The organism is Saccharothrix sp. CCNWYY140, assembly GCF_037401995.1.
Lineage (GTDB): Bacteria > Actinomycetota > Actinomycetes > Mycobacteriales > Pseudonocardiaceae > Actinosynnema.
The window spans coordinates 22,851-37,759 of sequence record NZ_JBBEGC010000069.1; the positions used below are offsets into that span (position 1 = coordinate 22,851).

Genomic DNA, 14,909 nt, shown 5'->3' on the forward strand with positions numbered 1-14,909 from the left:
TCATGTCCGCTTCCGGGTGGGGGAGCGATCTGGTTCCCCCACCCGAGGCCGTCCGGCCCGCCAAGCCCACCCCACTGCTGTTGCAGGGCCAGGACTACATCTTCCGGTCACCCGCCAAGAACCTGGACTTCCAGGAGCAGGTGCACCGCCTCGGCATGGTCGACGAGGGCGACGGCAGCCCCGTGCCCTGCGTGCTGGTCCTCGCCCGCGCCGCCGACATGGAGATGAACGCCCTCTCCATCGCCCTGGCCGAACGCGGCATCCGCCTGGCCCGCATCGACGCCGACCGCTGCGTCGACCTGCCGCTCACCGTCTACACCGACGCGCCCCTGCTGGAACTGGACCGCTGGCTGCTGCGGCCCCTGCTGGTGTGGCGCCGGCACTTCGAGCTCTCCGCCCTCCAGGTCGAACCCGGCACGCTGGCCGGCGCGTACGCCGTGGACCAGTGGGGCGCGGTCGCGAACTGGCTGTCCACCCGCGGCGACTGGGCGCACGTCAACCCGGCCCGCGCCACCGCCCACCTGGACCGGCTCACCCAGCTGTCCGACGCGGCCTCCTTCGGCCTGTGGATCCCGCGCACCGCCGTCACCACCCGACCCGGCCGCACCCGGCCCGGCGGCGGGCGGTGCATCGTCAAGACCACCGGCCGCCACCTGCTCGAACCCCGCCCGGGGATGCAGCACGGCCTGTTCCCGCGCCCGCTGGAGACCAGCCGCTCCGGCGACGTCCCCGAGTCCGCGCCGGTCATCGTGCAGGAGTACGTCCCGTCCGAGACCGAGCTGCGCGTGTTCGTCGTCGGGGAGCGGACCCTGGCCTTCCAGGTGGACAAGCTGGACCCCGCCCAGCTGTGGGTGGACCCCGAGGCGGTCCGCGTGACGCCCGTCGACGTGCCCGCGCGGCTGTCGGACCGGCTGCTGGCCTTAGCCCGGCACTGGCGCTTGCAGGTCGCCGCCTTCGACCTCCTCGTCTCCGGCGGTGACCACGTGTTCCTGGAGGTCAACGTCAACTGCGACTGGCGCTGGTTCGAGCACCGGGCGCAGGACGAGCGGGTGTCCGAGGCCGTGCACGAGTGGGTGGCGGCGCGTTTCAAGGAGTTGATGGGTGCGGGTAAAGGTCGCTGAGCACGCGGCGCTGTTCTACCAGGACGGCACCGTGGTGTGGGACGACTACCTCCACCACCGGCAGTTCGCGATCAGCGAGACCGCCGAGCTGCTGTGCCGCAAGTTCACCGAGTTCACCGACGTGGACGAGCTGCTCGCGCCCCTCGGCGAGGCGGACCGGTCGGCGCTGCGCAAGGTGCTGGACGAGCTGGTCGAGGCGGGCGTGCTGGTCGTCGAGGGGTCGCCGGAGCACGACGCCGAACGCCGCATGCTGTCCGGGTGGCGGGCGTGGGGCGCGTCGGCGCGGCACTTCCACTTCGCCAGCCGGACCCTGGGCGACGCCCCCTACCAGGGCTCGGACGAGCACGACGCCCTGCTGGACGAGAAGCTGACCCGCGACCCGGCGCCCGCGCCGTTCCGCAGCGTCGGCGGTCCGGTGGTGCCGCTGCCCCGGCTGCCGGAGGAACCGTCGTGGGGCGCGCGGGGGCTGATGGACGTCCTGCTGACCCGGCGGACGTCCCGGGAGTTCGGCCCGGGTGGCGTCCCGTTGGACCGGGTGGGTGAGCTGCTGGCGGTGCTGGGGGCGCCGTCGCCGGTGCGGTCGCGGATCGGGCGGACCGGGACGGTGTTCAAGACCAGCCCGTCCGGCGGCGGCCGGCACCCCGTGGAGATCTACGCCCACGTGCGCGGTCTCGACGGCCTCGGGGACGGGTGGCACCACTACGACGGTTCCGCGCACGCGCTGGAACCCCTCGGGGTCGCGTGGTCACCCGCCGAGATGGCGGAAGCGGCGGGCGACCAGGGGTGGGTGGGTGATGCCCCGCTCGTCCTCGCCTACACCGCGGTGTTGGAACGGACGCGGTGGCGCTATGACACTTCGCGCGCGTACCGGGTGGTTCAAATGGATGTGGGTCACCTGTCGCAAACCGCGTATTTGGTGGCTACCGCAATGGGATTTGGTATCGGCTTCACCGCAGCATTGCGGGATGAACTCGTCGAACAAGCGCTCGGGTGTGACGCTTATCACGAAGTTGTACTCGGGATGAGCGCACTGGGTCCATTACCCGAATGAGCGCAATAGCGGTTGGCATTGAGCCGTTCCGGGGACCTTTGACGAACCAGCCCCACGAACGCTCGGTAACCGCTTAGGCTCGCCGCTGCCCCCGTAGCCCAACCGGTAGAGGCAGGCTCCTTAAAAGAGTCACAGTACGGGTTCGAATCCCGTCGGGGGCACGTCCGCTGCGACCTTCGTTGTCACCCGATCACCGGGTGATCGAGCGCTTTGTGTCGAAGGCTCGGTTTCCCGCGTTCGGCCGGGCGGGTTCACCCACCCGGCCGACGCGGCACCGCCCATCAGGCCTGGCTCGTCACCCAGTCGCGCACGACCTCGTCCAGCACCGCGAGCGGCAGCGGTCCGCCGCCCAGCACGAGGTCGTGGAACGCCCGGATGTCGAAGCGGTCGCCCAGCGCCTGCTCGGCCGCCGCCCGGATGCGCTGGATCTCCAGCCGACCCACCATGTACGACAGCGCCTGCCCCGGCGCCGCGATGTACCGGTCCACCTCCGACTCGATCTCCACGGGCGCCAGCGGCGTGTTCTCGGTCAGGTAGGCCACCGCCTGCGCCCGGCTCCACCCGTGCGCGTGCAGGCCGGTGTCCACGACCAGCCGCCCGGCGCGCATGGAGTCCATCGCCAGCATCCCGAGCCGGGCCACGTCGTCGGAGTACAGGCCCATCTCGTCGGCCAGCCGCTCGCAGTACAGGCCCCAGCCCTCGAGGTACCCGGTCACCGTGGCGACCCGGCGCAGCATCGGCAGGTCGGTCAGCTCCTGCGCGAGCACGATCTGGAAGTGGTGCCCCGGCACGGCCTCGTGGAACGCGATCGCCTCGGCCTGGTACCGGAACCGCTCCTCCACCCGGTGGGTGTTGGCGTAGTAGGTGCCCTCACGCGTGCCGTCCATCGCCGGCGGCGCGTAGTAGGCGGTCGGCGCGCCGGGGGCGTCCACCGCGGGCACGGGCTCGACTAGGCACCGCTTCGACGGGATGCGCCCGAACCACGCCGGCGCGGCCTCCTCGGCGCGCACCACGGCCGCGCGGGCCGCCGAGATCAGCTCCTCCTCGGAGTTCCACCGCAGGCCGGGGTCGGTGCGCATGCGCTCGAAGATCGTGGGCACGTCCCGCGTCCCGAACACCCGCTCGCCGATCTCGGCGTACTCCTCCGCGAGGGCCGCCATCAGGTCCAGGCCGGTCTGGTGCAGCTCCTTGGGGGTGCGGTGGGTGCTGGTCTGCACCCGCGCCAGGCCCGCGTAGACCGCGTCGCCCTCGGGCAGCCAGCACAGGCCCACGCGGTCGAGCGGACGGCCTTCCAGACCCGCGATCACGTCCCGGTAGGCCGCGAACGCGGGCCGCACCTCGGCCGCGATCACCTCGTCGCGCGCGGCGTTGAAGGCGTCGCTGCCGGAGACCCGGGCGAAGGTGTCGTCCTCCGCCGCCAGGTACCGGTCCAGGTAGGCCACGGCGTTGTCCCGCAGGTGCGCGACGGGCGTCCGTCCGGTAGCCGCGCCGGCCACCTGGCGTTCGGCGACCACCCGGAGGAACGCCGGGATCGCCGCGAGCCGCCGGAGGTAGTCCTGCTCCTGCTCGGGCGTCTTCACCACGGTCATCGGCATGATGTTGAGCAGCTCGCCGGCGGGCGCGAAGAACGAGTCGGTGATCGTGTACTCGACGGCCTTCGCGTCGATCAGGTCGACGGTCGCCTCGGCCTGCTGGACCACCACCGCGCGGGTCACCGGATCGTCCGAGTCGGGCAGCGCGCGGGCACGGGTGGCGATGTCCACGGCCTTCGCGCGGGCCGATTCCTCTGCCTCCGGGGTGTGGTCGGTGAGGAGGTGGTCGTAACCGGGCAGCCCGAACACCGTCGCGCCCAGCGGGGACAGGCGGGACATGAGGTCGAGCAGTTCTTCGGCGAGTGCGGCTGTCGTGTCCACGTGCGGCCCCCCGGGCGTCGGTTGGAAAGCAACTTGCTACTTAGCCTAAATAACGACTAGAGCCGGTCCAAATAGGCGAGCACCGCGAGCACCCGCCGGTTGTCGTCTTCGGACAACGGCAGCCCCAGCTTGCCGAAGATGTTGGCGATGTGTTTGCCGACCGCTTTCTCCGTGACGAACAGGCGGCCCGCGATCGCCGCGTTGGAGCGGCCCTCGGCCATCAACCCCAGCACTTCCCGCTCGCGCGGGGTGAGGGTGGTCAGCGGGCGGTCGCGGTCGCCGCGGGTCAGCAACTGGGAGATGACCTCGGGGTCCATCGCGGTGCCGCCGGACGCGACCCGCCGGATGGCGTCCACGAACTGCTTGACGTCCGACACGCGGTCCTTGAGCAGGTAGCCGACACCGCCGGCCCGGTCGGACAGCAGTTCGCGCGCGTAGAGCTGCTCGACGTACTGCGAGAGCACCAGGACGGGCAGGCCGGGCACCTGCTTGCGCGCCTCGATCGCCGCCCGCAGCCCCTCGTCGGTGAACGTCGGCGGCAGGCGCACGTCGACCACCGCCACGTCCGGGCGGTGGTCGACGAGGGCCTCGAGCAGGGCGGGACCGGAGTCGACCGCCTCCACGACGTCGAAGTCGTAGGCCTGGAGCAGCCGGATCAGGCCGTCCCTGAGGAGGACGAGGTCTTCTCCGAGGACAACGCGCACGGCAGCTCCATCGTGACGATCGTGGGCCCGCCCGTCGGGCTCGCGATGCCGAGTGTGCCGTCAAACGCACCCAGCCTGCGCTCGATTCCGCGCAGTCCGCCGTTCTCGGTCGCCTCCGCGCCACCGCGGCCGTTGTCCCCGATCATCAACGCGAGCCGGCCGTGCTCGTGCCGGACCCGCACCCACGCGCTGGTCGCGCCGCTGTGCTTGGCCACGTTGGTCAGCGTCTCGGCGACCGCGAAGTACGCGGCGGACTCCACCGGAGCCTCGGGCCGACCGGGCAGCACCACGTCCACCTCGACCGGCAGCGGGTGGGCCAGCGCCAACGCCTTCAACGCGCCCTCAAGCCCGCGGTCGGCCAGCACCGGCGGGTGGATGCCCCGCACCAGGTCCCGCAGCTCGGCCAGCGCCAGGGACGACGACAGCCGCGCCTCGGACAGCAGGTCCCGCGCCGCCTCCGGGTCGCGCGCCAGCAACTCCTCCGCCATGCCCAGGCTCATGCCGAGCGCCACGAGCCGCGCCTGCGCCCCGTCGTGCAGGTCCCGCTCGATCCGCCGCAGCTCGGCGGCCTGGGCGTCCACCGTGTCGGCTCGTGAGTCGGCCAGCTCCTGCACCCGGTGGGTCAACGCCTCGGTCGTGCTGGGCGCGAGCATCTTGCGGACGAACAACGCGTGCAGCCGCACGATCCGCTCGGTGCCCCACCAGGCGAGCAGCAGGTAGAGGGCGCCCAGCAGCGGCGCCAGGAACCAACTGCCCGGCATGGCGGAGTCCAGGCCGTTGAACTCCAGGCCGCTGCCGCCCGCCAGCCAGATCAGCGGCGTGAGGAGCCCGAGGACACCGCCCAGCCACAGTCCCATCGGCAGGACACCGCACAGCACGCCCACGAAGGCGTTCAGCGGCAGGAACGCCATGTCCCGCCAGGTGGCGGGGTCGGTGGCGATGGTCCGCACGCGGGTCATCGGGCCGCGGTTGGCGGGCTTGCGGTAGGGCAGCGCGATCGGCTCGCCCAGCACCTTCCCGGCCCACCAGCGGTGGAACGTCGTGTAGCGGCGGGCGAGCGCGGTGAACAGCAGCAGCATCGGCACGCCGACCGTCACCAGGACGAGCGGGTAGGTGTAGAGCTGGAGCGGGATCAGCGGCAGGCCGATCACGCAGGCCGGCACCCGCGCCACGGCGAGGCCCGCGGTCCGGAGACGCGTGGCCGCGCCGCGCACGAGGTCGTGGTCCGTCATGGGGTCGATTGTCGTCGGTGCGCGCCGGGAAAGCGGTGGGTTTAACCCCCCGATCAGACCTCGATCACGGCCCCGTCCGGCAGCACCTCCACCCCGGCCTCCCGCAGCTTGGCGTGCTCCGCCGAATCGGGGTCCAGCACCGGGTTCGTGTTGTTCAGGTGCGTGTAGACGCGCCGCACGTGCGGGTGCCGCCGCAGCTCGGGCAGGGTGTGCGTGATCGGCAGGTGCCCCATCGCGGCCTGCCCGCCCGCGCGGCCGGTGGCCGCTCCCATCTCCGAGGGCGCGTAGAAAGTCCCGTCCAGCAGCGCCACGTCCGCCTCCGCCACCAGGTCGTCGAACCCGAGCGGCCAGCCCGCCAGGCACGGGGCGTACAGGACGATGCCGCCGGTGCGCGGGTCGTGCAGGCGGTAGGCCACCACCCAGTGACCCTCCACAGTGGACTCCTTCGCGTACCGGGGCCGCTTGCCGCTCACCGGGAACGCCGTCACCTCCAGGCCGCCGTCCAGCGCGAACGTCTGCTCCGGCTCCACCTGCCGCCACCGCCACTCGGCGTACTTGTCGAGCACCGCCCTCGTCTCGCCCAACGCGTGCAGCACGGTCGCGGGCGCGTGCACCCGCATCCCCGCCGCACCCCGCAGGGTGAGCAGCCCCAGGGTGTGGTCGAGTTCGGCGTCGGTCAGCAGGACGCCGCGGAGCGGGGTGTCGCGCGGGCCGGGACCGGGGTGCAGGCACGGCGTGGCCGCGAGCTGGGCGTGCAGGTCGGGGGAGGCGTTGAGCAGCCACCACGTCCGCCCGTCGCCGCTGACCGCCAACCCGTCCTGGGTGCGCGGGGACAGCTCGCCGCGCCGGACCTTCGCGCACGGGTCGCACGCGCAGTTCCACTGCGGCACGCCGCCGCCGGCCGCCGTCCCGAGCAGGACCACCTTCACCGCGCCACCTCCCTGGGCACCAATGCGGAATCCGAGGGCCGCCGCAGGGCCAGGTCCACCAGGCCGCGGTGCGGGGAGAGCGAGCACACCGGGTCGGTGTTCGCGGCGTTCCCGGTCAGCTGGAAAGCCTGGCAGCGGCACCCGCCGAAGTCCACCTCCCGCCGCGCGCACGACCGGCACGGCTCGCCCATCCAGTCGAACCCGCGGAAGGCGTTGAAGGACACCGAGTCGTGCCAGATCTCCCGCAGCGGCCGGGACCGCACGTTCTCGATGCCCAACCCTTCGATGACCGACGCCGCCGGGCACGGCAGGACGTCGCCGTTCGGGGCCACGGTGAGCTGCCGCGCGCCCCACCCGTGCATGCACGGCTTGGGGTGGGCCTCGTGGTAGTCCGCGATCACGTACACGATCTCCACGCGGGACCGGCTCTTCGCCTCCCGCACCACCTCGTCCGCCCGCTGCAATTGGTCCCTGGTCGGCAGCAGCGCCGCCTGGTTGCGCAAAGCCCAGCCGTAGTACTGGGTGTTGGCCAACTCCAGCCGGTCCGCGCCCATGTCCTCGGCCAGCCGCACGATCTCCGCCACCCGGTCCAGGTTCTGCCGGTGCAGCACCACGTTCACGGTCAGCGGCAGCCCGGCGTCCTTGACCACCCGCGCCGCCCGGACCTTGTGCGCGAACCCGCGCACCCCCGCGATGCGGTCGGCGCTCGCGGGATCGGCGTCCTGCACCGACAGTTGCACGTGGTCGATCGACGCCAGCCGCTCCGCGGTCAGCCCCAACCCGCTGGTCACCAGGTTGACGTACGCGCCCAGTCCGCTCGCGTGCGCGGCCAGCTCGGACAAGTCGTTGCGCGCCAACGGTTCTCCGCCGGACAGGTGGAACTGGAGCACGCCCAGCGCCCGCGCCTGGTCGAACACGTCCCGCCACTCGGCGGTGGACAGCTCCGCCTCCCGGCGCACCAGGTCCAGCGGGTTGGAGCAGTAGCCGCAGCGCAGCGGGCAGCGGTGGGTCAGCTCGGCGAGCAGCCCGAACGGCGGTTCAGCCACCGGTGACCACCACCCGCCGCGCGGCCAGCCGGGTGACCAGCTCGGCCACGTCGTCCACGCGCACGCCGTCGAAGTCCTCGGCCAGCTTCTCCGCCATCTCCGCGATGGTGGTCCGGCCGTCGCACATGCCCACGACGGCGGCGGCGGTCTCGTTGAGCACCAGCACGCCTTCCGGGAACAGCACCACGTGGCTGCCCCTGGTCTGGTCGTAAGCCGTCTTCACGCCCTTGCCGAGCCTCGGCGTGGTGGAGAGGTCGCTCATGGTCTCGTCCCCGAGTAGTAGTCGACGGTGTCGAGGATCGCCCGCAGCACGTCGCACTTGAAGGCCAGGGCGGCCACGGCGGCCTCCTGCCGCTCCCTGGTGGGGCAGTTGCGCACCACGAGGTCCACTGTGGACTTCCCTTCGTCGGACACCACCTTCAGCCGCGCGGTGAAGTAGGCGAAGCCCTCCTCGGCGATCCAGGGGTACCGCGCCCGCATGTCGGCCAACCGCCGGGTCATCAGGCCGTGCGAGAACATCTCGGTCAGCCCCGACGCCACCGCCTCGACCCACGGTTTCGTGCGGGCGAAGGTGACGTAGGCGTCCACCGCGAACCGCACGCCGGGCAGCACGTGCCGCTCGTCGAGCACCTCGTCCCGGGACAGCCCGAGCGCTTCGGCCATCCGCAGCCAGTTCTCCGCGCCGCCCTCGCCGGGCTTCGTGCCGTCGTGCCAGACGATCCGCTCCCGCCACACCCGCCGGACGTCCGGGTCGGGGCAGTTGGCGAGGATCGCCGCGTCCTTGATCGGGATGCAGCGCTGGTAGTACCACCGGTTCGCCGCCCACGACCGCAACTCGTCCTTGGTGAGGGTGCCCGCGTGCATCCGTTGGTGGAACGGGTGGCTGTCCCAGTAGCGGGTGGAGAGGCCGCGCAGCCGCGCGACGAACTCCTCGGACGACCACGGTTCGGACATGCTTGCGCCTCCAGGGCTTCCGGGCAGGGCGTGACCCCGGCGGCGGCAACCGGAGCCACGGGTGGAGGTGCTGGGGCTGTCAGCCGCGCGCGGCGTAGGCCGTGACTTCCATCGGGGTGTCGACGTCGACGAAGTCCGGCTTGACCCACGTGCGCTTCGGTTCGTTGTCCTGCATGGCGCGTCTCCTCGGAGTTGTCGTGAGGACGCGGCGGCGGAGTCCCACGGTAGAGCGTCCGGAGCGCCTCGCGCTAGATCGTAAGGACCGTTGCCCAACCGGCAAGTGGATCAGTCATCCGATGATTGTTGCCGGTCTCGGTTGGCTGTGGTTGCATCGGAGGAGACCGCCGAGATCCGCCGCCGAGCCAGTGCGGACTACGGAGGAGCGCACATGCGTGCTCGTCTAGGTGCGGTGCTCACGATCGCCGCTCTCGTCGCAGCGGTCGGCCCCGCGCACGCCGATCCGACGGCCGCCGCCGTGCGGACCGTCGCGACCGGTCAGGCCGTCCCGTGGGACATCGAGTTCCTGCCCGACGGCAGCGGCATCTTCACCGAACGCGACACCAAGAGGATCAAGAAGATCACCGGGACGACGGTGACCACCGTGCACACGGTGGACCAGGCCGTCCCCGGCGGCGAGGGCGGCCTGCTCGGCCTGGCCGTGTCGCCGACCTTCGCCACCGACAACACCGTCTACGTCTACTACACCGCCTCCGCGGACAACCGGATCGCGCGCGTCCGCCTGGGCGGGGCCGTGGAACCGATCGTCACCGGCATCCCCAAGGCCCGCATCCACAACGGCGGCGGGCTGGAGTTCGGCCCGGACGGCTACCTGTGGGCCACCACCGGGGACGCCGGGGTCACCGGCAACGCCCAGAACGTGAACTCGTTGGGCGGCAAGGTCCTGCGGTTCACGACGACCGGCGCCGCCGCGCCCGGCAACCCCTTCACCAGCCGCGTCTACACGCTCGGCCACCGCAACCCGCAGGGCATCACGTGGGCGAACGGCCGGGCGTACGCGACCGAGTTCGGCCAGAGCCAGACCGACGAGCTGAACTGGATCCAGCCCGGCAAGAACTACGGCTGGCCCACCTGCGAGGGCACCTGCGGGGACAGCCGGTTCGTCGACCCGGTGAAGACCTGGCCCACCTCGCAAGCCGGTCCGACCGGCATCGGGTTCTACAAGGACGCCCTGTACCTCGGGGCGGTCACCGGTCGCCGCGTGTGGAAGGTCCCGGTCAGCGGCACCACCCTCGGCACGCCGGTCTCGCTGTTCACCGGCTACGGCCGCATCCGCGCGGTGGCGCCCGCCCCGGACGGCACGCTGTGGATCGGCACCTCCAACCGAGACGGCCGCGGCACCCCTGCCACCACGGACGATCGAATCCTCAGCACGGACGGGTGATCGCCTAGTTGCGTGCGGGAGGCATCCGCCGGAGTTGCTCCAGCAGCACGGGGTCCTGCAACTGCATCCACTGGATGACCTCGGTGTAGGTGGCGCACACGGTCTCCTCCCGCACGCACACCTCCTCCATGAACTTCTCCACCGCCGCGCTGAACGCGCCACCGGCCCACTCGTTGAAGTGGTTGCCCACCACCATCGGCGCGCGGTTGCCGTTGAACGCCGCCTGGTACACCGACCGGTAGGTGTCCAGCACCACCTGGGTGTACTCGCCCGGCGGCCCCGGGTCGTCCTTCGCCCCGTTCAGCGCGTACCAGAGGTTGAAGTCCATCATCACGACCCGCTTGCCCAGCGCGGGCACCCGGACCTCCGGCATGGGGAACTCCCACATCCCGTTCTGCACCGACGGCCACACCACGCCGAGGCTCACGTGGCTCGTGTCGTACACCAGCCCGTGCCCGCGCATCGCCGGGAACGCCTGCCCCCAGTCGCCCTCCAGGCACGGCGTCCGCCCGCCCCGCACGGTCGCCGGGTCGAGCTTGAACCCCAGTTCCCGCGCCTTGCCCACGACGGCGAAGAACTGGTCCAGCTCCCGGTTCCACTCGTCGGTGGTCCACCGGCCCACGCTGGGCTCGTCGCCCTGGCAGTAGTGGCCGTTGTAGTGCGTCCCGATCTCGTGCCCGGCGTCGATGGCGTCGTTGAGGTACCTGATCCGCGCCTCCAGGTCGGCTTGCGTCCCGCCGAACCCGATGGATGAGTAGCCCGGCCGGTGGCCTGGCCCGGTGTAGGAGGAGCCCTCCGCGTCCGGGATCAGGTACACACCCGACAACAGGCCCGTGACGTGCGCGTTCACCCGCTGCGACAGGGGGAGGATGCGGTCCCAGTGCGTCTTGGACGCGGCCCCGTCGAAGGAGAACAGCACGAACTGCGGTGGTTTCTCGCCGGGCTGCACCTTCCGCATCCACTTCGGCGGCGACGCGGGCGCGGGCACCGTGGGCACCGGTCCGCTGGACGGGGCGGCCGAGCGCGGGGCGAGCGGCAGGGGAGCGGCGAGCTCCCCCGGGTCGCTGCGCGGGGCCTCCTCCCGCGCCCCCAGCACGGCGAGCACGGCCAAGGTCAGCGCGAGCGCCACAGCCGTCGTGACGAAACCCCTGCGTTTCACACCATCAAGACGACTCTGGGTGTCCAGTGGTTGCGTCTACGTGACCGGGGTGGCGATGACCACCTGGTTCTCCTCGTACCCCTGCGCGCCGCCGACCCACCGCCCGCCGCAGGTCACCAGCACCAGCCGGTGCCCGCCGCGCGGCCCGAACAGCTCGACGGCCCGCGCGGGCAGTTCGTCCTTCCGCACCGTGAGCACCTGGCTGACCGTGTACTTGAAGGCCTTGCCGGCGGTGTCCACGACCGAGACCTCCTGCCCCGGCGCGGACCGCCACAGCTCGTCGAACGGCCCGGTCATGCCCTTCCAGTTCACGTGCCCGGCGAGCACGGTCGCCCCTTCCGCGGCGCCCAGCTCCACACCCCACCAGGTCGCCTCGCCGACCCCTTCCGGGATCGGCAGCACGCCGTCCGAGGTGACCTCCTCGCGCACGAGCGTGGCCGACCCGCCCTCGGGCAACCGGACCGTGCCCGGCGCCTGGACGGGCGGCGGCGGTGGTTCCGTGGTCGCCGGCGGGGCCGGGGTCGTCGGGGACGCCGGCGGGTTCGCCCCACCGGGCAACCCGGCGAGGTCCACACCCCGGCCACCGTTCAGGCTGTCGCCCAACGGGTGGGGCACGACGGCGTCACCGGGCTCGGCGACCCCCGCGACGACCTCGGCGGCCGGCGAGAACACCACCGCGGCCCCGGCCAACACCGCGGCCACCACCGCGCCGGTCACCAGCGCTTTCCCGACCGAGCGGCGACCGGTCGCCGTGTCGTCCACCACTTCCCCGACCGAGCGGCCACCGGTCGCCGTGTCGTCCAGCGCTTTCACGAGCGCGCGGCCACCAGGCGCCGCCGGACCAGCCACCCGACCAGAGCGCCGAGGACCAGCACCCCGCCGCCGAAGCCGACCAGCGCACCGCCGGTCACCTCGGTGGTGAAGGCGGCCTTGGCGGTCACGCCCGCGCCCTCGGACCCGGCCGGGATGGTGATCGGCACCACCGGTTTGTTCGGCTTGTTCGTCAGCGCCAGGGCCAGCGTCTGCCCCGCCTCGACCTTCCCGCACGCCTTGGGCGGCGCGTTCGGGTCGAAGGACTCCTCGTAGCCCTTGGCGGCGGCCACCTCGACCACGCACACCTCCTGCGGCGTGCGCAGGTCGGGCACGGTCGCGGTGCCGTCGTCACCGGTCTGGAGGACCAGCGGCTTGCCGTCCGGGCCGGTCAGGTTGGTGTCGTCCTGCTTGAGCGCGGGGCTGGTGCCGTCCGCCGCGGTCACCCGCAGCGCCACGCCCGCGATGCCCTTGCCGGTCTCGGTGTCGGTCTTGGCGATCTTCACCACACCCGGCGCGGTCTTGGCCGTGGTCGACGCCTGGGCGGTCAGCTTCTTCTCACCACCCGTGGTGACGATCCGCTGCATGTTCTCCTGGGCCGGGACGTGCACCACCGGCTTGTCCGCCGGGCTGTCCAGCCTGACCAGCAGCGACGGCTTCGGCCCGGTCGGCACGACCTTCACGTCCAGCGGCCCGCCGTCCAGCGAGGTGATCAGCTCGCCCGTGGTCTGCCCGCTCTCCAGCGTGGCGTCCGTGAGCTCCACCGTCACCGGGACCCCGCCGACCAGCAGGCCGTCCGACTTGGCGACGTCGACCTTCCAGGTGCCCGGCGAGCCGATCAGCTGCTCCTCGGTCGGAGCGGTGACCTTCGCCGTCCACGGGCCGCGGTTGGTCTCGGCGTCCCTGCGGATGCGGTCCACCGCCTCCCGGGCGCTCGGCGGCAGGTTGTCGTAGTGGAACTGCTCGTTGTAGGCGATCGTGCGGTAGTCGCTGTCCGGGCTCAGCGACAGGCCGCCGTGCTCGAACGACGTCCACGAGTGCAGCAGGTGCGCCAGCGCCGCCGACTCGTCCGCCGAGTTCGTGGTCGAGTAGCGCAGCAGCAGGTAGGAGATGTTGGCGGCGATGTCCGGGGCCAGCGGCACGCCGGCCTTGGTCCTCAGCTCGTCGCCCTCCCGGTACTCCACGCTGCTGTCGGGCGCGAGGAAGGAGTACTGGACGCACCACACCTGCTTGCCCTGCCAGATGTAGGAGCCCAGCCAGTCCGTGGTGCCCGGCTTGCCCCGGTACCCCTGGGCGGGCGTGGTGTGCCCGATGCCCTCCTGCACCTGCGCGTCGGACACGGCGGGCACGGCGAGCAGGGCCACACCGGCCGCGAGCACCGCACCGGCGAGTCGTCTCCACCCCATAGTCTGAACCTGACCCCTCGGGCACGTCGTCCGGACGAACTTTGCCGGAGGAGAGCCTTACGGCTGCGCGGTCGGACGGACAAGCCACCAGGGGGGTGGGGTTGGCGACTACGCTCCGCAGCCTGGGCTGTGGATCCGAGATCGACAGCCCGGGTAAAGTCACTTTTACCGACGGGAACCGATCGACTCGTGTGGTCGTTGAACCCCGTGACGGCGTCGACACGCCACAGGAGGACGAGGTGCGTACCACCAGCAACCCCGCGTTCCGCAACCTGCCGACCGGCGGCGGTTACGGGAGCTACGCAGGCTTCGGCCAGCAACAGCAGTACGGCACCGAGCCGTACGGCTACCAGGCGCCGCCGACCACCGGCGAACGCCCCATCACCATCGACGACGTGGTCACCAAGACCGCGATCACCCTGGCCACCACCCTGGTCACGGGCCTGATCGCCGCGTGGCTCGTGCTCTCCAACCAGATCGCCCCGTTCGCCCTGGTCATCCCGGGCCTGCTGGTCGGCCTGGTCGTGTCCCTGGTGATCATCTTCAAGCGCACCCCGAGCGCGCCGCTGGTGATGACCTACGCGGTGGCCGAGGGCGTGTTCCTCGGTGCCATCACGGGCGTGTTCGAGGCGATGTTCAGCGGCATCGCGTGGCAGGCGATCCTCGGCACGTTCGGCGTGTTCGGCGCGATGCTCGTGGTCTACAAGACCGGTGCGATCCGCGTCACCCCGCGCCTGACCAAGTGGATCATCGGCGCGACCGTCGGCGTGGTCGTGCTCATGCTCGGCAACCTGGTCCTGAGCCTGTTCGGCGTCAACTCGGGCCTGCGCGACGGCGGCACCCTGGCGATCGTCTTCAGCCTCGTGGTGATCGGCATCGCGGCCTTCAACTTCCTCCTCGACTTCGAGGCGGCCAACGAGATGATCCGCTCGGGCGTGCCGGCGAAGTGGGCGTGGTGGGCGGCGTTCGGCCTGATGACCACGCTGGTGTGGCTGTACCTGGAGATCCTGCGCCTGCTGTCGTACTTGCAGCGCGACTGATTTCCCTCCCGCTAGACCGAGAAGCGCCCGGCCGATGCCGGGCGCTTTTCGCTTTTCACGCGCGTAGCGCGGTCTTCGCGCGCGGAGCGCGCGGTAGGTGTTACCTACAAGTGGAGGGCCTCGGTTCCCCCACCGTATGGCC

Annotated in this window: 15 protein-coding genes and 1 tRNA gene; 5 read left to right on the top strand and 11 right to left on the bottom strand. The window is 71.7% G+C overall.

The features are described from left to right. Positions 1 to 2: 2 nt before the first annotated feature. The 3 genes from WBN91_RS25980 (at position 3) to WBN91_RS25990 (ending at position 2,333) form a co-directional block, all read left to right on the top strand. Complete coding sequence (locus WBN91_RS25980) at positions 3 to 1,121, top strand: ATP-grasp domain-containing protein (RefSeq protein ID WP_337727066.1); 1,119 nt, start codon at positions 3 to 5, stop codon at positions 1,119 to 1,121. After that, positions 1,102 to 2,172, top strand: a complete 1,071-nt coding sequence (locus WBN91_RS25985) for a SagB family peptide dehydrogenase (protein ID WP_337727065.1) — start codon at positions 1,102 to 1,104, stop codon at positions 2,170 to 2,172. The genes WBN91_RS25980 and WBN91_RS25985 overlap by 20 nt, the downstream gene beginning before the upstream one ends. Before the next feature lie 87 nt (positions 2,173 to 2,259). Then, positions 2,260 to 2,333: transfer RNA gene (locus WBN91_RS25990), tRNA-Leu, on the top strand. Between the two features lie 120 nt (positions 2,334 to 2,453). On the opposite strand, the gene WBN91_RS25995 is transcribed toward WBN91_RS25990, so the two are convergent. The 8 genes from WBN91_RS25995 to pqqA form a co-directional block, all read right to left on the bottom strand. After that, on the bottom strand, positions 2,454 to 4,085 hold the full coding sequence (locus WBN91_RS25995; RefSeq protein ID WP_337727064.1) for a DUF885 domain-containing protein: 1,632 nt from the start codon (positions 4,083 to 4,085) through the stop codon (positions 2,454 to 2,456). A 56-nt stretch (positions 4,086 to 4,141) separates the two neighbouring features. After that, on the bottom strand, positions 4,142 to 4,789 hold the full coding sequence (locus WBN91_RS26000) for a response regulator transcription factor (RefSeq protein WP_337727063.1): 648 nt from the start codon (positions 4,787 to 4,789) through the stop codon (positions 4,142 to 4,144). After that, positions 4,741 to 6,021 carry a sensor histidine kinase gene (locus WBN91_RS26005; protein ID WP_337727062.1) on the bottom strand — a complete coding sequence of 427 codons (1,281 nt, stop codon included), beginning with the start codon at positions 6,019 to 6,021 and terminating at the stop codon, positions 4,741 to 4,743. Before WBN91_RS26005 ends, WBN91_RS26000 begins: the two co-directional genes overlap by 49 nt. 53 nt (positions 6,022 to 6,074) lie before the next feature. Further along, complete coding sequence (pqqB, locus tag WBN91_RS26010) at positions 6,075 to 6,950, bottom strand: pyrroloquinoline quinone biosynthesis protein PqqB (protein WP_337727060.1); 876 nt, start codon at positions 6,948 to 6,950, stop codon at positions 6,075 to 6,077. Next, the gene (gene pqqE / locus WBN91_RS26015; RefSeq protein ID WP_337727059.1) at positions 6,947 to 7,996 is read right to left on the bottom strand and encodes a pyrroloquinoline quinone biosynthesis protein PqqE; all 1,050 of its coding nucleotides are present in this window, start codon (positions 7,994 to 7,996) and stop codon (positions 6,947 to 6,949) included. Before pqqE ends, pqqB begins: the two co-directional genes overlap by 4 nt. Then, on the bottom strand, positions 7,989 to 8,258 hold the full coding sequence (gene pqqD, locus WBN91_RS26020) for a pyrroloquinoline quinone biosynthesis peptide chaperone PqqD (protein ID WP_337727058.1): 270 nt from the start codon (positions 8,256 to 8,258) through the stop codon (positions 7,989 to 7,991). Before pqqD ends, pqqE begins: the two co-directional genes overlap by 8 nt. After that, entirely contained in the window at positions 8,255 to 8,950 is a 696-nt protein-coding gene (pqqC, locus tag WBN91_RS26025; RefSeq protein ID WP_337727057.1) for a pyrroloquinoline-quinone synthase PqqC, read from the bottom strand. The genes pqqD and pqqC overlap by 4 nt, the downstream gene beginning before the upstream one ends. 79 nt (positions 8,951 to 9,029) lie before the next feature. Next, on the bottom strand, positions 9,030 to 9,125 hold the full coding sequence (gene pqqA, locus WBN91_RS26030; RefSeq protein WP_337727056.1) for a pyrroloquinoline quinone precursor peptide PqqA: 96 nt from the start codon (positions 9,123 to 9,125) through the stop codon (positions 9,030 to 9,032). 213 nt (positions 9,126 to 9,338) lie between these two features. Between pqqA and WBN91_RS26035 the strand changes: the two genes are divergently transcribed. Continuing rightward, entirely contained in the window at positions 9,339 to 10,352 is a 1,014-nt protein-coding gene (locus WBN91_RS26035) for a PQQ-dependent sugar dehydrogenase (RefSeq protein ID WP_337727055.1), read from the top strand. A 4-nt stretch (positions 10,353 to 10,356) separates the two neighbouring features. On the opposite strand, the gene WBN91_RS26040 is transcribed toward WBN91_RS26035, so the two are convergent. From WBN91_RS26040 to WBN91_RS26050, 3 genes are read right to left on the bottom strand one after another with little or no spacing between them, the layout of a single operon-like run. Next, positions 10,357 to 11,511 carry a polysaccharide deacetylase gene (locus WBN91_RS26040; protein WP_337727054.1) on the bottom strand — a complete coding sequence of 385 codons (1,155 nt, stop codon included), beginning with the start codon at positions 11,509 to 11,511 and terminating at the stop codon, positions 10,357 to 10,359. Between the two features lie 36 nt (positions 11,512 to 11,547). Continuing rightward, positions 11,548 to 12,273, bottom strand: a complete 726-nt coding sequence (locus tag WBN91_RS26045; protein ID WP_337727093.1) for a class F sortase — start codon at positions 12,271 to 12,273, stop codon at positions 11,548 to 11,550. A gap of 47 nt (positions 12,274 to 12,320) precedes the next feature. Continuing rightward, complete coding sequence (locus WBN91_RS26050; protein ID WP_337727053.1) at positions 12,321 to 13,727, bottom strand: MSCRAMM family protein; 1,407 nt, start codon at positions 13,725 to 13,727, stop codon at positions 12,321 to 12,323. A 239-nt stretch (positions 13,728 to 13,966) separates the two neighbouring features. On the opposite strand from WBN91_RS26050, the gene WBN91_RS26055 reads away from it, so the two are divergent. Next, positions 13,967 to 14,767 (top strand): Bax inhibitor-1/YccA family protein, encoded by an 801-nt coding sequence (locus WBN91_RS26055; RefSeq protein ID WP_337727052.1) that lies wholly within the window; start codon positions 13,967 to 13,969, stop codon positions 14,765 to 14,767. The last annotated feature ends 142 nt before the right edge of the window (positions 14,768 to 14,909 follow it).